Annotated in this window: 15 protein-coding genes and 1 tRNA gene; 7 read left to right on the forward strand and 9 right to left on the reverse strand. The window is 72.4% G+C overall.

The annotated features are described in order from the left end of the window. Nucleotides 1–166 precede the first annotated feature (166 nt). Nucleotides 167–1,282, forward strand: a complete 1,116-nt coding sequence (locus ACIQWA_RS26945) for an ADP-ribosylglycohydrolase family protein (RefSeq protein ID WP_360245745.1) — start codon at nt 167–169, stop codon at nt 1,280–1,282. A 143-nt stretch (nt 1,283–1,425) separates the two neighbouring features. Here ACIQWA_RS26945 and ACIQWA_RS26950 read toward each other — a convergent pair whose 3' ends face one another. The 3 genes from ACIQWA_RS26950 to ACIQWA_RS26960 all read right to left on the reverse strand — a co-directional run bounded on the left by ACIQWA_RS26950 (nt 1,426) and on the right by ACIQWA_RS26960 (nt 3,781). Continuing rightward, a complete protein-coding gene (locus tag ACIQWA_RS26950; RefSeq protein WP_360245742.1) occupies nt 1,426–1,635 on the reverse strand; it encodes a DUF397 domain-containing protein in 210 nt (69 codons plus the stop codon). Then, nucleotides 1,632–2,495 (reverse strand): helix-turn-helix transcriptional regulator, encoded by an 864-nt coding sequence (locus tag ACIQWA_RS26955; RefSeq protein WP_360245739.1) that lies wholly within the window; start codon nt 2,493–2,495, stop codon nt 1,632–1,634. Before ACIQWA_RS26955 ends, ACIQWA_RS26950 begins: the two co-directional genes overlap by 4 nt. Nucleotides 2,496–3,028: 533 nt before the next feature. Next, entirely contained in the window at nt 3,029–3,781 is a 753-nt protein-coding gene (locus tag ACIQWA_RS26960; protein ID WP_360245736.1) for a GPP34 family phosphoprotein, read from the reverse strand. Nucleotides 3,782–4,078: 297 nt separating this feature from the next. Between ACIQWA_RS26960 and ACIQWA_RS26965 the strand changes: the two genes are divergently transcribed. Both ACIQWA_RS26965 and ACIQWA_RS26970 read left to right on the forward strand, forming a co-directional pair. Continuing rightward, the gene (locus tag ACIQWA_RS26965) at nt 4,079–6,574 is read left to right on the forward strand and encodes a serine hydrolase (protein ID WP_402486870.1); all 2,496 of its coding nucleotides are present in this window, start codon (nt 4,079–4,081) and stop codon (nt 6,572–6,574) included. A gap of 151 nt (nt 6,575–6,725) precedes the next feature. Continuing rightward, nucleotides 6,726–6,798, forward strand: a tRNA-Arg gene (locus ACIQWA_RS26970). Between the two features lie 110 nt (nt 6,799–6,908). On the opposite strand, the gene ACIQWA_RS26975 is transcribed toward ACIQWA_RS26970, so the two are convergent. Further along, a complete protein-coding gene (locus ACIQWA_RS26975) occupies nt 6,909–7,712 on the reverse strand; it encodes a phosphatase PAP2 family protein (protein WP_402486873.1) in 804 nt (267 codons plus the stop codon). A gap of 425 nt (nt 7,713–8,137) precedes the next feature. Here ACIQWA_RS26975 and ACIQWA_RS26980 point away from each other — a divergent pair, with 425 nt between their 5' ends. Further along, nucleotides 8,138–9,124 (forward strand): sigma-70 family RNA polymerase sigma factor, encoded by a 987-nt coding sequence (locus tag ACIQWA_RS26980; protein ID WP_360245727.1) that lies wholly within the window; start codon nt 8,138–8,140, stop codon nt 9,122–9,124. A gap of 115 nt (nt 9,125–9,239) precedes the next feature. Continuing rightward, nucleotides 9,240–9,608 carry a hypothetical protein gene (locus tag ACIQWA_RS26985; RefSeq protein ID WP_402486876.1) on the forward strand — a complete coding sequence of 123 codons (369 nt, stop codon included), beginning with the start codon at nt 9,240–9,242 and terminating at the stop codon, nt 9,606–9,608. 8 nt (nt 9,609–9,616) lie between these two features. On the opposite strand, the gene mscL is transcribed toward ACIQWA_RS26985, so the two are convergent. The 4 genes from mscL to ACIQWA_RS27005 all read right to left on the reverse strand — a co-directional run bounded on the left by mscL (nt 9,617) and on the right by ACIQWA_RS27005 (nt 14,277). Further along, the gene (mscL, locus tag ACIQWA_RS26990; protein ID WP_360231278.1) at nt 9,617–10,033 is read right to left on the reverse strand and encodes a large conductance mechanosensitive channel protein MscL; all 417 of its coding nucleotides are present in this window, start codon (nt 10,031–10,033) and stop codon (nt 9,617–9,619) included. Between the two features lie 550 nt (nt 10,034–10,583). Further along, the gene (locus ACIQWA_RS26995) at nt 10,584–10,910 is read right to left on the reverse strand and encodes an FmdB family zinc ribbon protein (protein ID WP_402486880.1); all 327 of its coding nucleotides are present in this window, start codon (nt 10,908–10,910) and stop codon (nt 10,584–10,586) included. Between the two features lie 126 nt (nt 10,911–11,036). Then, nucleotides 11,037–12,326 (reverse strand): MFS transporter, encoded by a 1,290-nt coding sequence (locus ACIQWA_RS27000; RefSeq protein ID WP_402487127.1) that lies wholly within the window; start codon nt 12,324–12,326, stop codon nt 11,037–11,039. A gap of 466 nt (nt 12,327–12,792) precedes the next feature. Then, complete coding sequence (locus ACIQWA_RS27005; RefSeq protein WP_402486883.1) at nt 12,793–14,277, reverse strand: potassium/proton antiporter; 1,485 nt, start codon at nt 14,275–14,277, stop codon at nt 12,793–12,795. A 358-nt stretch (nt 14,278–14,635) separates the two neighbouring features. Between ACIQWA_RS27005 and ACIQWA_RS27010 the strand changes: the two genes are divergently transcribed. Then, nucleotides 14,636–17,356, forward strand: a complete 2,721-nt coding sequence (locus ACIQWA_RS27010; RefSeq protein WP_402486886.1) for a penicillin acylase family protein — start codon at nt 14,636–14,638, stop codon at nt 17,354–17,356. A 90-nt stretch (nt 17,357–17,446) separates the two neighbouring features. On the opposite strand, the gene ACIQWA_RS27015 is transcribed toward ACIQWA_RS27010, so the two are convergent. Next, nucleotides 17,447–18,064 carry a 5-formyltetrahydrofolate cyclo-ligase gene (locus ACIQWA_RS27015; protein WP_402486889.1) on the reverse strand — a complete coding sequence of 206 codons (618 nt, stop codon included), beginning with the start codon at nt 18,062–18,064 and terminating at the stop codon, nt 17,447–17,449. 61 nt (nt 18,065–18,125) lie between these two features. Between ACIQWA_RS27015 and ACIQWA_RS27020 the strand changes: the two genes are divergently transcribed. Then, the gene (locus tag ACIQWA_RS27020; protein ID WP_402486891.1) at nt 18,126–19,031 is read left to right on the forward strand and encodes a GGDEF domain-containing protein; all 906 of its coding nucleotides are present in this window, start codon (nt 18,126–18,128) and stop codon (nt 19,029–19,031) included. Nucleotides 19,032–19,069 lie beyond the last annotated feature (38 nt).

Raw genomic sequence — 19,069 nt, forward strand, 5'->3', positions numbered from 1 at the left:
CCGGACGCGGGGGCACGTGGGGCACGCGGGGCACCGGAGCGAGCCGGCACCGGAGTACGAGGGATCCCGTCGATCCGTTCGAACCTTCGAAGTACAGTGCCAGGGCGCGTCGGCGGCCGTGGTGTCGCACGCGGCCCCCGACCCCGACGAAAGGCGCCCCGTCGTGATGCCACTGTGGTCACGAGCCCAGCAGCAGGACTTCCGCAGCCGGGTGCGCGGCTGCCTGCTCGGCGGTGCCATCGGTGACGCGCTCGGCGCCGGCGTCGAGTTCGAGCCGCTGGAGAAGATCCGGGCCCAGCACGGCCCGCAGGGCGTCACCGGCTACCTCCCCGCCCACGGGCGCACCGGCGCCGTCACCGACGACACCCAGCTCAGCCTGTTCACCGTGGACGGCCTGATCCGCGCCCACATCCGGCGCGACACCGGCAGCTGGCACCCGCCCACCGACCTGCACCTGGCCTACCTGCGCTGGGCCGCCACCCAGCGCGACTGGGGCCCGGACGAGCGCCGCCCCGACCTCGGCTGGCTCGGCCGCGAGGAGTGGCTGTACGCCCGGCGCGCCCCCGGCCAGGGCTGCCTGACCGGCCTCACCGGCCCGGACGGCGAGCGCCTCGGCACCCTGGACCGGCCCAAGAACCCGCACTCCAAGGGCTGCGGCACGGTGGTGCGGGCGGCGCCCTTCGGGCTGCTCACCACCTGGGAGCCGGGCCTGGTGTTCCAGCTCGCGGTGGAGTGCTCGGTGCTCACCCACGGCCACCCCACCGGCTACCTCGCGGCGGGCGCCTTCGCGGTGATCGTCCAGGCCGTCGCCCGCGGCGGCACCCTGGAGGAGGGCGTGCACCTGGCGCTGGCCCTGCTCTCCGAACGGCACGCGCACGAGGAGACCACCGCCGCGCTGCGCGCCGCACTGGACGCGGTCCGGGCCGGCGAGCCGTCCGCCGAACGGGTCGAGGCCCTGGGGGAGGGCTGGGTCGCCGAGGAGGCGCTCGCCATCGGGGTCTACTGCGCGCTGGTCGCCCACGACGTCCGCTCCGGCCTGCTGCTGGCCGTCAACCACTCCGGGGACAGCGACTCCACCGGCTCGATATGCGGCAACCTGCTCGGGGTGCTGCACGGCGACACCGCGCTGCCGCCGGGTCTGGTGGCGGGGCTGGAGGGGCGCGGAGCGATCCTCGAACTCGCCGACGACTTCACCCTGGAGCTGATGCACGGCACCGAACTGCACGACCCGCAGAGCCCGGAGGGGGCCGGCTGGGCCACCCGCTACCCGGTGGCGCACTGAACGGCGGGGCCCTGAACGGCGGCGCGCGGCCCGCCGGCCGTACGGACGAGGGCCCCCGGAACGGCAGTTGCCCGTAGCTCCGACCGCCGCCGCTCGGGGCGACGGACAGCGCTACGGGCAACTGGGCCGAGCACGGATCCCGTTCAGACCTCGCCGAAGGCCCCCGCCGCCGCGGCGGACGCGAAGGCGTTCCAGGCCTGGGTGGAGAAGCGCAGCTGCGGACCGGCCGGGTCCTTGGAGTCCCGGACCGCGACCGCACCCGCGGCCGGTCCGGCGATCTCCACGCAGGCGCCCTGGCCTCCACTGTGACTGCTCTTGCGCCAACGGGTTCCGTGCTCGGCGGCGGTGCTCATTCGTGGTATCCCTCTTCGATGTCGGCTATCAGCGACCGGCTCTCCGCGACACCGAGTGCGGCCGCTCTCAGGTAGTCGTACAGACCGGTATAGCGGCGCACATCGGCCTCCTTCTCCAGGTAGAGATCGCTCGTCACACCTTCGAAGTAGACAACCGTGGAATCGGCTGACTCCGGGAACTCCAGCAGGGAGAATGTCCCGGTCATGCCGGGGTGGGCGCCGTGCGAGAACGGGATCACCTGGATGGTGATGTTCGGGCGCAGGCTCAGCTCCAGCATCTGCCGCAGCTGGCGGGCCATGATCTCGCGGCTGCCGACCTCGCGGCGCAGCGCCGCCTCGTCTATGACGGTCCACAGGCTGCCGAGCTGGTTGTCGCCGTGGACGCGCTCCTGGCGCTTCATCCGCACCTGGACCCGGCGCTGCACCGCGATCGCGTCGGTGTCCGGCTGGGTGCCCTCGACCACCGCCTGGGCGTACTGCTCGGTCTGCAACAGGCCGGGGATGAAGGAGGACTCGTACGCGCGGATCGAGGAGGCCTCGGCCTCCAGCCCGATGTAGACGCTGTACGGGGTCGGCATGTCGTTGAAGTCGTGCCACCAGCCGCGCTGGCGGGACTCCTTGGCCATCTCCATCAGGCTGCCGCGCATCTGCTCGTCCGCCACGTTGTACACGTCGCAGAGATCGCGCACGTCGCGCTGGCTGATGCTGCGGCGGCCGTTCTCCAGCCGACTGATCTTCGACTGGGAGACCATCAGACGGCCGGCCACCTCCTCCGCCGTCATGCCCAGGCCCTCGCGGAGTTTGCGCAGCTCGGAGCCGAGGCGTCGGCGGCGCACGGTGGGATTGATGTTCGCGGACACGTCGACCTCCGGCCGAACCTCTGGTGATCGTTGGAACGGCAGCCCTCGGAACACTTCGGACATTGGGACCAACCCCCCTGACTTGGAGCAGCATGTCACCTTGGGCCAGGTCGGCGCCGGGGAATCACAGCAGCGCAGTAGAACAGATCATCGGAAAAGCGCGTCTGTGAGACAGCGAAAGCCCCCAGGTGGTAATGCGGCTCGGCGACTCGAACCGGTAGTTGCGGTGGGCCCCGACGGGCCTGCGGGAACGGCAGAGGGGCGGTCGCCGGGCGACTTGCGTCGCGGGGCGACCGCCCCTCTGTGCTCCTGGTGCTTCTCGTACTTCTCGTGCTTCCGGTGTTCCCGGTGTCTCCGGCGGTGCCGGTGGCGCCGGTGGTACCGGTCGTCCTGGTGGTGCGGAGATGTGCGGAAGGTCGTTCAGCGCCGCCGAGGGGCGCGAACGGTGCGCCGTGCGCTGCCGGGCGTTCCGTCGGACGACCTGTCGGACGTATGGTCCGGGTTGTCGCCCGGTACGGGGCCGGGGGTCCGGGTCAGCGCACCCCGACCCGCGGTGCGGGGACCCGCCCGCCCGGGGCCCGGCCCGTGACACGGGCACCGGAGCGCCCGGAACCGGCTCCGGCTGTGGCCCCGGAACCCTGGGATGAACGGTTCTGCTGCGCCGGCAGGCCGTTCTGCACGTCCATCACGGCGTGCGCGACCATCCCGCCCAACGGGTCGTACCGGATCAGATCGCGCAGCCGCGACCGTGAGGACCGGCCCTCGTTGCCCGGGTACAGGTGCTTGCCCAGCCCCACCGAGTGGGCGAGGGCCGCGAGCGCGGCCGTCCGCGGGTCCGGCGGCACGCCGGTGCGGATCGCGGTGTCCAGTCGCTGCTTGATCGCGGCGTTGGTGCAGTCGTCGGACGCCTGGTACCGGGTCGTCGGCAGCACCCCGCACACCTGTCCCGGCACGGCCGTGACCATGCCGCAGCGCTCCAGGTGCGCCAGGTACGTCTGTCGCAGCCCCAGTCGGGGCCCGCCGATCCAGTGCGCCGCGCGGACCGGACTGCCGCGTCGGCGCAGCAGTTCCAGTGCGTGGTCGAGGGTCGGGTCGCCGGTCGGCCGTGCGAGCACGACGGCGATCCGGTCACCCTCCGGTACGATCCGTCCGGCCAGGGACAGCTCGACGAGCTGGGCCCCGGCGAGTCCGAGGTCGAGGGTCTGCGGCTGCGCCGTGGTACCCGTGGTCGGGTCCAAAGCGAGCAGCAAGAGTTCCTCGGGAACAGTTCTGCGGCTCTTGCCCATCCAAGCCTCCCCGCGTGGATGAGAGACAGGGTGACGCCTCTCACACGGGCTTGTCGAGTACGCCTCCGAATCGTGACCTTGCGGTGAAGGCGCGGAACCGGCGGCCTCGGGCCCGGCGTCTGACCCTCGAACAGACCGCGTTGCGGCCGTGCGGCGGCAATAAGCGCCGGTCGGGCGGGGTGTGCGCGGCCGGACGGCCGTCGGTGGCGGAGACTGTACAGGTACACGGGGCGGGGCGTCGGCTTCCCGAAATCGGGTCTGCCGGTGCCCCGCCGGGCGTTGAGGAGGCTGGGATACGTGGGCGAGTCCCCCGACAGGGTGCTGAGGGACGGCGAGCGGGAGCGGGACCGCGAGCGCGAACGGGCGGGCGCGGCGGCTGCCGGGGAGTCAGCCGGGGAGTCAGCCGGGGCTGTCCGGTCCTCGGCCGGCGCCTCGACCGAGGCTGCCGCCGACGCGTCCGCTGACGCCTCGCCCGCTGCCGACACCGCTACCGGTACCTCTGCCGACACCGCTGCCGGCTCCTCCGTCGACGCGCCGAAGGCGGGCGCCAAGGGCGGCCCGACGGTGGAGCTCCGTGTCCGGGATGTGGACAGCCGGACGACCACGCTGCGGCTGCCGACGGACGACCGGACCACCGCCCTGCGGCTGCCGGTGGACGACCGGACCACCGCCCTGCGGCTGCCGGTGGACAACCGGACCACCGCGCTGCGACTGCCGGACGAGCTGCGCAAGCCCGCGGACAAGGGCGGCTCCGGCGACGGCGCACAGAACGAGAAGGACGCGCCGGAGGCCGACGGCGAGCAGGGGAGCGCCGAGCGGCCGCCCGCCGCCGACCCGCGTCTCGCCATCCGGACCGCCGCGGCGGCGGAGCCGGCCGACGGTGAAACCGACGAAGCCGACGAAGCCGACCGGCCCGATGAGGCGGCGAAGGCCGCGAAGGCCGCGAAGCCCGCAGGATCCGAGCAGCCGGAGAGCGCGAAGCGGGCGGAGGCCGGGAAGGCCGACACGCCCGACGACGCCACCGCCTCCGCCGCCGGGAAGGCCGACGCGCCCGGGACCCTCGGAACCTCCGAGACCCCCGAGACCTCCGACACCCCCGAGACCCCCGACACCACCGCGCCCGTCGCACTGACCGGGAACGGGCAGCCCGGTCAGCGGCCGGGCGGGGCGGGGCAGTCGGGCCGGTCCGGGAAGCTGGAGAAGCCCGCGCCGCTCCGTACTCCCGCAGCCCCGGCGGCGGCGCCCACCGCCGGTACCGTCCCCGAGCCCCCGGAGCCCGCTCCGCTGCCGGAGCCGGACCCGGCCCCCGAACCGCTGCCCCGGCCCGCCCCGAAGCCGGCCCCCACCCCCACCCCTGCGCCGACACCGCTGCCCGAACCGGACCAGCGCCCGGTGCCGCCCGTCCCGCCGCTGCCCCGGCCCGAGCCGCTGCCCTCCCAGCAGGTGCCGCCGCGGCCGGCGCCCCGGCCGGAGCCCGAGCCGGAGCCCCAGCCCCAGCCGCTGCCCTCGCCGGAGAACACCGCCGAGGCGATGGAGGTGCTCGCCACCCTCAACGCCCGCCCGGTCTCGCCGCTGCGCCGCGCGCTCAAGCGGATCACCATCTGGACGGCCTTCCTGGCCGTGGTGCTCGGCGTGCTCGTGGTGGCCCAGCTGCTGCGCCCGCTGCCGGACCCGAAGATGCGGATGACGACCGCGGGCAGTTTCAGCTTCGCCGGTGACCAGTTGGACCTCGCCTGGCCGGCCAAGGGCCAGTCCGCCGCCGAGGTGGTCGGCGTCGGCAGCCTGGGCAGCTCGGGCCAGGAGACGCCGGCCCCGATCGCCAGCGTCACCAAGGTGATGAACGCCTACCTGATCCTGCAGAAGTACCCGCTCAAGAAGGGGGAGAGCGGCCCCAAGATCAAGGTCGACAAGCAGGCCGCGCAGGAGTCCGGCAACGCCGACGAGTCCCGGGTGACCCTCGTCGAGAACCAGGAGCTCACCGAGTACCAGGCGCTGGAACTGCTGATGCTGCCGTCCGCCAACAACGTGGCCCGGCTGCTCGCCCGTTTCCACTCCGGCTCCGAGGACGCGTTCGTCAAGCAGATGAACGACACCGCGGCCAAGTTCGGCATGACCAACACCACCTACGCCGACCCGGCGGGCTTCAACGCGGATACCAAGTCCACCGCGAAGGACCAGCTCAAGCTGGCCGAGCAGGTCATGCAGGACGAGATCTTCCGGCAGATCGTCTCCACCCCGGACACCACGTTCAACAACGTGAAGATCCCCAACACCAACAACCTGATCAACCCGAAGACCGGCGTCATCGGCGTCAAGACCGGCTCCAGCACCCCGGCCGGCGGCTGCCTGATGTGGGCCGCGTACAAGGAGATCGGCGGCGTGAAGCGGCTGATCCTCGGCGTCACCCTGGGCCAGCAGGCCACCGGCCCGAACGTCGGCGACGGCATCCTGCCGACCGTGCTCAAGGTCAGCGGCAAGCAGATCCAGGCCGCGCAGAACGGGCTGACCGGCCAGACCGTGGTGAAGAAGGGCGACGTGGTCGGCAGCGTGGACGACGGCCTCGGCGGCAAGGTCGCGGTCGTCGCCACCAACGACCTCGTGGTGCCCGGCTTCCCGGGCGTCACCGGCACCGTCACCCTGGACCCGTCCGCACTGGGCCACAACGAGAAGGCGGGCAAGGAGGTCGGCACGCTGCGCGTGGGCGCGGGCGACAGCCGGACGGAGGTCCGGGTGGCCCTCCAGAGCGACCTGAACCCGCCGTCCATCGAGTCCCGCCTGCTGCGCCTGCTCTGACCGTCCCGGCGCGGGGGGAGCCGGGCCCGCCCGGCTCCCCCCCCCGCGCTGTCCCCCCGTCAGACCCCGGCACCCCCCGCCTCCCGGTCCGCCACCCCCGGCCGACCCCAGATCCGGTACGCTGTGAACGGCCTGGTCACCGACCGGCCACGCCTCAGTAGCTCAGGGGATAGAGCACGGCTCTCCTAAAGCCGGTGTCGCAGGTTCGATTCCTGTCTGGGGCACATACAGAACCGCAGTTCGCAGGCCCTCCGCCCACCCGGGTCGGAGGGCCTGCGGCGTTCCCGCGCCCTCCGTACCCTCGGTCCTCCGGCGCTGCCCGCCCAGGGGCAGATCAGCGGACCGGACCGTCCAACTCACTGTCCTCCAGCGGCCCGTCGGCCTGCGGCGCCCGGACGGACGGCACGATGACCCGCTGGACCCTGGGTCTGGTGCGCCAGTTGACCCGGCGGACGTCCCGGGCCAGGGCGCCCGGCCGCCAGAGTTCGATCACGGCCGTCACGGCGCCGAGCACGGCGCCGGCGGCCAGCCAGCCGGCCAGTACGTCGCTGGGCCAGTGCACCCCGAGGGCGGTCCTGGTCCAGCCGATGGTCAGCACCGTCACCGCGGCCACCGCGCAGGCGGCGGTCCGGCCGCGTCGGCCGACCCGGTACCAGAGCAGGCCGACCAGGACGGCACAGGTGATCGCCGAGGCCATGGCGTGCCCGGAGGGGAAGGCCGGACCGCCCGCGTGCGACACCGGATCGGAGAAGGCGGGCCGCTGCCGGCCGACGGCCAGCTTGAGCGTCCACTGGGCCGCCCAGCCCACCAGTGCCTGGGCGGCCACCCAGCCGGCCAGCACCCGGGCGCCGATCAGCAGGAGCCAGGCGGCCGCGCAGCCCAGCAGGATACGCATCGTGACGGGGCCGCCGATGTCGGAGAGGGTCTGCACCGCGGCGGTCCAGATCCGGTGATCGCGGGCGTAGGAGTGCAGTCCGTCGATCCAGTCCTGGTCGAACTCGTGCAGGGGGCTCCAGCGGTCCGTCACCAGTGTCGCCAGAAGGCCGAACAGCGCGGCGCAGCCCAGCGCGACCGACGCGTCCCGGAGGAGGCGGCGATGACGCACGGTGACGGGTCTCGTGCTGTTGGTCAGGTGCATGCCTGACACCTTCCCAGTGCGCTGCGCCGATCGGGAGCTGGAGTGATAGCGATTCGGCATCATTTGTGCGGAGGACCTGCGTGCGCCGGGGGGCGGGCGCGGGCGGAAGCCGGGGGCGCGCGGGAACGTCCACGAGTGTTCGCCTGTTCAACCAATGGGCGACGGTTGCGTGTGCGGGCGGTGAAGAAGCGCTCTACGAGCGGTCGCGAACGGGCACCCGAGGTGCCCGGGCGGTCACCGAGTGTCCAGAACCGGAGTGAAAACCGGCAGGATACTGCATCCCGAGGAAGAATCTGAACGACTTGGGAATGTTGTCCGGAATCTGTTCGTTGGATCGTTACGTGTGAGCCCCTGGGGGCCCGCACTTCTTGCCCTCCAGGGGGGCAGGCAGGCAGACCTCGGCAACACCAGCAAAGGGAGCAAGCATGGCCACCCGTGCCGTCGTTCGCGACAGGGCCGACCGGACTCGCGCGGCCCGCCCGACCAACCTTGAGGCCGACCGCGACCTGGTCGGTATGTACCTCGACGAGATCGCCAGGACGCCCCTGCTCGATGCCGCCGAGGAGGTCGAGCTCTCGCTGCGGATCGAGGCCGGTGTGTACGCCCAGCACCTGCTGGAGGAGAGCGAACTCCCCGACGGTCAACTCCCCGACGGCGTCACGCGCGAGGAGCTGGAGGTGATAGCCGCCGACGCCGAGCGCGCCAAGGACGTCTTCATCCGCTCGAACCTCCGTCTGGTGGTGGCCGTCGCCCGGCGCTACCCGCGCAGCGGCCTGCCCCTGCTGGACCTCATCCAGGAGGGCAACGCCGGCCTGGTGCGCGCCGTCGAGAAGTTCGACTACGCCAAGGGTTTCAAGTTCTCCACCTACGCGACGTGGTGGATCCGGCAGGCGATCACCCGCTCGATCGCCGACCAGTCCCGGACCATCCGGCTGCCCGTGCACCTGGTCGAGGAACTCGGCCGGATCCGCCGGGTGCAGCGGGAGAAGTCCAAGGAGCTGGGCCGTGAGGCGGAGCCGGCCGAGATCGCGGCCGAGCTGGACACCACCGAGGCCCGGATCAAGGACGTGCTGGACTGGGCGCGCGACCCGGTCAGTCTCAACATGTCGGTCGACGACGAGGGCGAGACCCAGTTCGGTGACCTGGTGGAGGACACCGGGGCGACGTCCCCCGAGGACGCCGTGATGGTCATGCTCCGCCGCGAGGAACTGGACGACCTGATCGGGCGGCTGGACGACCGCACCGCCTCGATCATCCGCTCCCGGTACGGCATGGAGGACGGCCGCGAGCGCACCCTCACCGAGGTGGGCAAGCAGCACGGCCTCACCCGCGAGCGGATCCGGCAGATCGAGAAGCACGCCCTGGCCGAACTGAAGAAGATCGCCGACCATGCGGGCTTCGAAGCCGCCTGACGGCCGGCGGCCGAGGTCGACCACCCGGGCCCGGGTGCGGAGCGCTCCGCACCCGGGCCGGCGCATGTCGCCGGGAGCCTCACGAGGCTTCTACGCTGAAAGGACAGGTCGGACCGTGAGCAGGGGAGTGGACGAGATGAGCGAGCAGGAACAAGAGCAGGCGCCGGAACCGGGGCGCGAACTGGGCCAGGGCCGCACGCGGGGGGCCACCCCCGCCCCTCCCTCCCCCTCCCCCCTCCCTCCCTCCTCCTCCACCCCTCCCACCTCCACCACCCCACCCACCACCACCCCACCCACCACCACCTCTGCCACTCCCACCCCTCCCGCCCCTGCCAAGGCCCGCCTGGTCTTCCGTGACCCGCTGGACCAGCAGTCCCGGGACGACACTGACGCCGGCTGGGGCGATCGCCCCGGGGCGGGTGCCGGCGGTGGGCGGGGGCTGGACTGGTACCTGAGCCAGCGCCCGCCGCACCACGGCGACTGAGGGACTTCCTAGCGCGCCGCGACCAGCGCGTCGCGGATCTCGGTCAGCAGTTGGACCTCCTTGGCCTCGGCCTCGGCCGCCACCTCGGCGACACTCTTGCGCTTGGCCGCCATCCGGTTCATCGGCACGATCAGCACGAAGTAGACGACGGCGGCGGTGATCAGGAACTGCAGGACGGCGCTGAGCACCGACCCCCACAGGATGAGGATCCCGGACGTGACCTCACCGGTGGCGCTCACCTCGCAGGGCCCCTTGAGGCAGGAACTGTAGGACGCCAGGTCCTTCGTCCCGAACACGCCGACGATCGGATTGATCACGCCCTTGACGAAGGCGTTGACGATGTTGGTGAAGGCCGCGCCGATGACCACGGCGACGGCGAGCTCGACGACATTTCCACGCAGCAGGAATTCTTTGAAGCCTTTCATGCCGCCTCGAACGACGAAGTCGTTGCCGGGTTACGGGTGATCTTCCGGAAGCCCGGATTGACAACCCGTACGGCCCACGGCGCCGCCCGGCGGCGGTGGCAGGCCGGCCCGTGCGGGCCCGGAGGCGAGTGCCGCGGCCGCCGCGAGCAGCACCAGCGCGGGCACCCCGCCCCGCCGCCGGACGGCCCGGCGCCAGCGGTGCCACCCGCCGCAGCCGCGCCGGATCGGTGGGAAGCTCGGCACCTCCCGCCGGGGCGGTACGGAGGGGGCGGGCAGCGGGAGGGACAGGCTCGTGGTCGACATCGGGACACCTCCGGACTCGGTCGGGTCTTGCTCGGTGTCCCACACCTTGCGCGTTCTTGCCGCGCTCCGGAAATCGATTCCCACAGCCTGTGGACAAACCCGCCCCTGTGGATAACTTCGTACACCCGCAGGAGTTGTTTCGATTCCGGAAGTTGACGGCGGCGCGCGAAAGGCCCGCCGCGGCGCGCGAAAAGGCCCGCCGTCCCCGCGCGCAGCGGGGTCGACGGGCCTTCCCGTGAAACCGAGGTCAGCCGGCGGCCGGAGCCGGGCTGCTGGACGAGCTCGACGCGCTCGACGCGCTCGAGGAACCGGACGACGAGCCGGTCGAGCCCGACGACGCCGAGGAGCCGGTCGACGAGCCGGCGGACGAAGCCGCGCCCACCGAGCTGCTGGAGGACGAACGGCTGTCGGTCCGGTAGAAGCCCGAGCCCTTGAACACGACGCCCACGGCCGAGAAGACCTTGCGGAGCCGTCCCTGGCATTCGGGGCACGTGGTCAGCGCCTCGTCGGTGAACTTCTGCACCGCCTCCAGGCCGCTGCCGCACTCGGTGCACTGGTACTGGTACGTGGGCACTTGTCTTCCTCCTGGCACTCTCGCCTGATGAGTGCTAACGATGGTCAATGATGCGGTATTCCGTTGGATCAGTCCAGCGAATCCGGTGTGAGATGAGCCGGTACCGAGTCACCGACGACCGTGCGTTCAGCCCTTCGCGGCACCGACCAGCTGTCCCGCGCCGCCGAGGTCGGCCGAGGAGGCCACCACGCGGCTCGTCCCGCTCGGGGCCACCAGCAGGCGCCGCAGCGACACCAGCGCGATCAGCCCCAGCCCGGCGCCGACCAGTGGCACCAGGAAGCCGGCGGACGGCCCGTGGCCGTCGATCAGCCGCCCGGCCACCATCGAGCCGACCGCCAGGCCCAGGCCGATGGCACCGGTCAGCCAGGTGAAGGCCTCGGTCTTGGCCCCGTCCTCGACCAGGGTCTCGACGAGGGTGTAGCCGCTGATCAGGGTCGGCGCGATGGCCAGGCCGCAGACCAGCGCGGCGATCGACAGCGTGACCAGGTTGGGCATCGCCCACAGCGTGGAGCAGCCCGCCACCAGCAGCGCGTAGCTGATCACCATCCGCTGCTGGACGGCCCGCCGCCAGGCGATGACGCCGTAGAGCACGCCCGCGACCATCGAGCCGCCGGCGAAGATCCCGTACACGGTGCCGGCCGCGTCGTGCTGGCCGACCGAGTCGGCGAAGGCGTTCACCGAGACCTGCATGCCGCCGAAGACGGCCCCGACCCCGAGGATCACCCCGGCCAGCAGCCGGACGCCGGGAGAGGACAGCGCGGAGGCGCGCCGGACCCCGGGCTCCGGGGTCATCCGGGCGGGTGCGGTGCGGCGCTGGGCGGCGAAGACCAGGCCGCCGACGAAGGTCAGCGCGGCCTCGACGACCAGGGCGGTGGCCGGGTTCACCGAGGTGGCGATGTTGGCGGCCAGGATCGGACCGATCACGAAGGTGAACTCGTCCGTCACGGACTCGAAGGCGAAGGCGGTGCTCACCTTGGCCGAGGCGGAGGCGGACGCGCCCTGGGCGCCGATGGTGGCGATCCAGCGGGCCCGGACCATCGCGCCGATCTGCGGAACGCTCGCGCCGGCCGGGACGGCGGCCAGGAACAGGCTCCAGGCGGGCGCGTGGCCGAGCGCCAGCGCGATCAGCAGGCCGACCGAGGCCGCGTGCACCGCTACGGTCGGGACGAGGACGGCGGCCTGCCCGTACCGGTCGGCGAGCCGTCCGGTCTGCGGGCCGATCAGGGCCTGGGCGACGGCGGCGATGGCCGTGACGGTGCCCGCGGTGCCGTAGGAGCCGTGGGTGTCCTTGACCAGGAGCAGGATGCCCATGCTGAGCATCGCGTAGGGCAGTCGCGCGATGAAGGCGGGGGCCAGGAAGGTCCAGGCTCCGGGCGTGCGCAGCAGCGCGCCGTACCCGACCTTGGCCGGTGTCACGGCGTCGGCGGTCGCGCTGTTCGGGGTGCTGTCCGCGGTGTCCGGAGCGTTGTCCGCGGTGATCTCGACCGTTCGGCGGGCCGTCACGGTCGGTCCTTCCTGCTGCCTGGTAGCGCGGCAGGGCATGGGGTGGCCCCGACGGCGCCGAGAGTCGTCCTCTCGCGCGTCGACCGGGGTAGATACCGGGCCGGCCGGGCCTGGTGGGCCGGGGCCGGGCCGCGGCCGCCGAGCGGTCGCGCCAACTCTGCGTCAGGCAGATGCTGGGGGTGGTCTAACGGTAGTCATACGGCGTGGTCGTACCAGCATACAGTTACGCGCGTAGATCCCGCCAGGCCACCCAGAACACCCGAGCACCCCAGGCCACCGGCGCACCCCGGGCCACTCAAGTCACCCCAGTCACCCCAGCCACCCCGGCCACCCGAGCAACCCCGGCCACCCCAGCCACCCGAGCAACCCTGGCCGCGCCTCAGCGCCCGTTCAGCCACCCCGCCAGCTTGCCGCCCTTGTCCACGGCCCGCAGCCGCCGCTCGGCCGCCTCGCCGACCTCGTCCGTGGTGACCACCAGCAGTTCGTCCCCGCCGCGCAGCATCGTCGCCTTGTCCGGCACGAAGGAGCTGCCGTCCCGCACGACCAGGGTGACCGCCGCCCCCTTGGGCAGCCGCAGCTCGCTGATCTCCACGCCGGACATCCGCGAGGCCGGCGACAGCGTGACCGAGAGCAGGTGCCCGTGCAGCTTCTCCAGCGGCGCGGACTCGATGTCGAGGTCCTGGCCCATGGCGCCCTCGCCGATCCGCAGCCGCTTGGCCATCCAGGGCAGGGTCGGGCCCTGGAGCAGGGTGAAGACCACGACCAGGATGAAGACGATGTTGAACACGTCGTCGGCCTTGTGCGCCCCGGAGACCACCGGGATGGTGGCCAGGACGATGGGCACCGCCCCGCGCAGTCCGGCCCAGCTCAGCAGCGCCTGCTCGCGGGCGGGCACCTTGAACGGGGTGAGCGTGAGCACCACGGACAGCGGCCGGGCCAGGAAGACCAGCACCGCGCCGATCACCAGCGCGGGGACCACCGCGTCGCCCATGCTCTCGGGCGCGGCGAGCAGCCCGAGCAGCACGAACATCCCGATCTGCCCGATCCAGGCGAGCCCGTCGGCGAAGCCGCGGACGGCCGGGCCGTGCGGCAGCTTGGAGTTCCCGAGGATCACCGCGCTGATGTAGACGGCGAGGAAGCCGGAGCCGTGCAGCAGCGCGCCGCCGGCGTAGGCGAGCACGGTCAGGGCGACCACGGCGATCGGGTACAGGCCGGAGGACGGCAGGGCGACGTGCTTGACCGCGAACGCGCCGAGCTTGCCGACGGCCAGGCCGACCGCGGCGCCGATCGCCAGTTCGGCGGCGATCGTGGCGAGCAGCACGTACCAGGAGTCCAGCTCGCCGGTCGAGGCGAAGGCGACGACCAGGATGACCACGGGCGCGTCGTTGAAGCCGGACTCGGCCTCCAGCAGGCCGGTGAGCCGGTGCGGCAGTGGGACCATCCGCAGCACCGAGAAGACGGCGGCGGCGTCGGTGGAGGAGACGATCGCGCCGAGCAGCAGCGAGGTGCGCCAGTCCAGGCCGACCAGCCAGTGCGCGCCGGCCGCGGTGACGAAGACGCTGACGCCGACGCCGACGGTGGCCAGCACGGTGGCCGCCGGCATGGCCGGCCTGACCTCGCGCCAGCTGGTCTTGAGGCCGCCCTCGGCGAGGATCACCACGAGTGCCGCGTAGCCGAGCACCTGGGTCAGTTCGGCGTTGTTGAAGGTGACGCCGATCCCGTTCTGGCCCAGCGCCACGCCGATCCCGAGGTAGATCAGCAGACTGGGCAGTCCTGATCGGGTCGAGAACCGGACGGCGACCACTGCGAAGAGCAGGATCACGGAGGCTTCGAGCAGGAGCTGGTTCAGGTGGGCGACGTTCACGCAGTGGCACCTCGGGCAGGCATGGGCGGGCGGGGTGTCAGGTGGTGCCGGGCCGGGGCAGTGCCGGACCGTCGACCCGTTAAGAAGTCGTCAATGCTCCCCTTGCGGATCGTTACTCAGTCTAACATTTTGCCATATCTTTAGTTTCATTGCCTACTTCCTCCCTCGTCGCGCCCGTCGCGAGCGCCCGCAGGGCGCCCACCAGCCCCTTCCGGGCCGCTCGTTGACCTCCCCCGATCCCGCCGGGAGCGTCCCCCGTGCACGCCGGTCGTCCGACTCGGCCTAATGTGGTGCCCTGTCACGGCCCCAGGCCCGGGACACGCCCGCCCGCCCCGAAGTCAGGACCGCAAGGACCCAGATGCCCCGCTCGAAGAAGTTCCGGCGCGCCCGTCTGATCGTGATCGTGCTGGTCGTGCTGCTGGTGGCCGGCGTCGGCTACGGCGGCTACCGCGGGGTCACCGCGGTCCGCGCCTCCTTCCCGGAGGTGGACGGCACGGTCAAGGTGGCGGGCCTGAGCGCGCCGGTCGACGTCAAGCGCGACGCCAACGGCATCCCGCAGCTGTACGCGGACACCAGCGAGGACCTGTTCCGCGCCCAGGGCTACGTCCAGGCCCAGGACCGCTTCTGGGAGATGGACGTCCGGCGGCACATCACCGCGGGCCGGCTGTCCGAGATGTTCGGTGACGGCCAGGTCGACACCGACTCCTTCATCCGCACCATGGGCTGGCGGCAGGTGGCGCAGAAGGAGTACGACACCAAGCTCTCGCCGGAGACCAAGAAGTACCTCCAGGCCTACGCGGACGGCGTGAACGCCTGGCTCGCCGAGCACCCCGGCGGGGAGAAGGCCTCGCTGGAGTACGCCATGCTCGGCGTGGTCAACAGCGGCTACACGCCCGAGCAGTGGACCCCGGTCGACTCGGTGGCCTGGCTCAAGGCGATGGCCTGGAACCTCTCCGGGAACCTCCAGGAGGAGGTCGACCGCTCGCTGCTGGCCCAGGACTTCGGCCCGGACAAGATCGCCGAGCTGTACCCGGACTACCCGTACGCCCGCAACGGCACGATCGTGAAGACCGGCACCGTCAACGGCGACACCTACCGTCCGGCCGACGGCTCGACCCCGGCCGGTGCCGCCCCCGGTGCCGGCACCGCCCAGGGCGCGGCCACCACCAAGGCGCTGCTGCAGGGCCTCACCGACCGGATCGACGCGATGCCGCAGCTGCTCGGCCGCCCCGGCCAGGGCATCGGTTCCAACTCCTGGGTGGTCGCCGGCTCGCACACCACCACCGGTAAGCCGCTGCTGGCCAACGACCCGCACCTCGGTCCCGGCCTGCCCTCGGTCTGGTACCAGATGGGCCTGCACTGCCGGACCGCCTCGCCGGCCTGCCAGTTCGACGTCTCCGGCTTCACCTTCGCCGGCATGCCCGGCGTGGTGATCGGCCACAACAAGGACGTCGCCTGGGGATTCACCAACCTCGGCGCCGACGTGACCGACCTCTACCTGGAGAAGGTCACCGGCCCGGACACCTACCAGGTGGACGGCAAGGACGAGAAGTTCGACCTCCGTAAGGAGACCATCAAGGTCGCCGGCGGCGAGGACCGCACCATCACCGTCCGCACCACCCGCACCGGCGCCCCGCTCATCTCCGACGTGAGCACCGAGCAGCAGAACGTCGGCAAGTACGCCCCCAACGGCAGCTCCGCCCCCGACCGCGGCACCGGCGGCTACGGCGTCGCCCTGCAGTGGACGGCGCTCAGCCCGGGCAGGACCATGGACGCCGTCTTCGAGCTCGACAGGGCGAAGAACTGGGACGAGTTCCGCGCCGCCGCCAAGGACTTCGCCGTCCCCGCGCAGAACCTGATCTACGCCGACAGCAAGAACATCGGCTACCAGGCCCCGGGCGTCGTCCCGGTGCGCGGCAAGGGCGACGGCTCCATGCCGGCCCCGGGCTGGGACTCCTCGTACCAGTGGAAGCCGGACCCGGTCCCCTTCACCGCCCTGCCGTACAGCCTCAACCCGGCGTCCGGCTACATCGTCACCGCCAACCAGGCCGTGGTGGACCAGGGCTACAAGTACAACCTCACCAAGGACTGGGAGTACGGCACCCGGGCCAAGGAGATCACCGACCAGATCGAGGGCCTGCTCAAGAACAACGGCAAGATCTCGCCGGACGACATGCAGACCCTCCAGCTGGACAACACCAGCATCATGGCCAAGACGCTGGTCCCGCTGCTGCTCAAGCAGCGGATCGACGACCCCTACGTGCGCGAGGCCCAGGACCTGTTGAAGGACTGGAACTTCCACCAGGACGCCGACTCGGCCGCCGCCGCCTACTACAACGGCGTCTGGCGCAACCTGCTCAGCCTGGCCTTCGGGCAGAAGTTCCCGGCCGACATCCGGGCCAAGGACAACTGCCTGCTGGTGCGCCAGCAGGACGACCCGACCAAGCCGGACAGCTCCAGCAAGATCGTCACCCAGTGCGGCACCCGCGACCCGGGCAAGGCCCAGCCGGACGGCGGCGACCGCTGGACCGAGGTCGTGCGCGCCCAGCTCGACAAGCCGGACAGCTCCTGGTGGACGTACATCGACTCGGACCACAAGGAGCAGAAGGGCCTGGACAACCTGCTCAAGGAGGCGATGAAGAACGCCCGGCAGGACCTGACCTCGCTGCTCGGCAAGGACATCTCCACCTGGAGCTGGGGCCGTCTGCACAAGCTGGAGCTGCGCGAGCAGACCCTCGGCACCGACAACTCCTCGATCGCCTCCGGCCTCGTCCACAAGCTGCTCAACCGCGGCCCGTACCGCCTCTCCGGCGGCTCGGCGGCGGTCGACGCGGCCGGCTGGAACGCGGCGGCGGGCTACCAGGTGGACTGGATCCCGTCGATGCGGATGGTGGTCGACCTGAACGACCTGGACTCCTCGCGCTGGGTCAACGTCGGCGGCGCCTCCGGCCACGCCTTCCACCAGAACTACAACGACCAGACCGACCTCTGGCTCAAGGGCAAGCTGCTGACCTGGGCCTACACGCCGGACGCGGTCGAGAAGGCCACCAAGCACAAGCTGGTGCTCACCACGGGCTGAGGCCCGTCCCGAGCCCGAGCGGCCCCGCCCTCCTCCCCGGGAGAGCGGGGCCGCCGCCGTCTCATCCGCCGCCGTCCCGGCCCCGCCGCTTCACCCGCCGTCCGGGCCGCCGCCGTCCGGGCCGCCGCCGTCCCGGCCGAGCGCCCGCACCCCCGAGGGCGTGACCACCAGGTCCACCGGCAGGTCGTGCGGCTCGGCCGGCACCCGCTCCAGCAGCTCGTGCTCGTACAGCAGCACCGCCAGGACCGGCCGTACCCCGGCCCGCTCCAGCCGGGCCAGTACCCGGTCGTAGCTGCCCCCGCCGCGGCCCAGCCGCAGCCCGGCCGCGTCCACCGCCAGGCCCGGCAGCAGCACCACCGAGGCCTCCGTGACGGCCTCCGGCCCCAGCCGCGGCCCGACCGGCTCCAGCAGCCCGCGCCCGGCCGCGGCCAGCGCCGCCGGCCCCGCGTACTCGGCCCAGTCCAGGTCGTTGTCGGGCAGCAGCACCGGCAGCAGCACCCGGACGCCGCTCTCCCGCAGCGCGTCCAGCAGCGGCCGCGTCCCGGGCTCCGCGCCCACCGACACGTACGCGGCCACCGTGCTGCCCGGCGCGGCGAGTTCCCACGCGTGTCCGGCCAGCGCGAGCGCCGCCTGCGCGCGCCCCTCGGCGGTGAGTGCGCGGCGCCGCGTCAACAGCCGTGTCCTCAGGTCGCTCTTCTCGTTGTGCACCGGATCCTCCACGTCCGAAAACCGTGACGCGCAGAGCCTGACACGCGAAAGGGCGCCCCGATTGTCCACCCCGTTGCTGGTCCAGGCCCTGGCCGCGCTGAGCGCCCCCGCGCTGGCCGGCGCCACCGTGCTCGGCGTGCGCGCGCGCCGGGAGCGGGCCGGGGCCGCCGCCGACCGGGAACGGCTGACCGGCCGGATCGCCGAACTGGAGGAGCGCTGCGCCGAGCTGGAGCGGACCGCCTCCTGCGACCCGCTCACCGGCGTCTGGAACTACCGCCACCTGCAGCTCACCCTGGACCGGGAGATCGAACGGGCCCGCCGCGCCGAGCACACCGACCAGGCCGAGGGCCCGCGCCCGCTGGCCGTCCTGCTGCTGGAGATCGCCGGCTTCGACGCGGTGCTCGCCGAGCACGGCCGGGCCCGCGGCAACGCGATACTGCGCGACCTCGCCCAGCGGCTGGCGATGGAGATCCGCCGCGCCGACACCCTGGGCCGCTACAGCGGCGAGGAGTTCCTGGTGGTGCTCCCGGACACCGGCGCCGAGGGCGCCGCGCAGGTCGCCGAGCGGCTGGTCTGGTCGGTCCGCCGGCACCTGCTGCTCGACTGGTCCTCCGGCACCCGGGCGCCCCGCCCGGCCGGGGGCAACGGCCTGACCGCCGCCGTCGGCGTCGCCGTGCTCCCCGAGGACGGCACCCACGCGGCCGTCCTGCTGCGCTCCGCCGACGGGGCCCTGGCCGCCGCCCGAGCGGCCGGCGGCGACTGCTGGCGGCTCGCGCCGGGCCCCGGCCGCCCCGCCGGGCCCCGTGAGCAGCCCCCTTCCGCACCGGAGCGGGCGCCGACTCCCGAACGTGACCGTTCGGAAAAGCCGGGTAGTCTGTCCGCCTGTACCGGAGGGGACCCCCTGGCCCAGCCGGTCGCTTCCCATACGCCTGCCACCGTGGCCGTGCCCCGGGACGTGCTGTCCTAGCCGCCCGACCGCGCTCGGCCGGGCGAAAACGTGCCTGA

Origin of the sequence: Kitasatospora sp. NPDC098652, assembly GCF_044760155.1 — a bacterium.
GTDB lineage: Bacteria > Actinomycetota > Actinomycetes > Streptomycetales > Streptomycetaceae > Kitasatospora.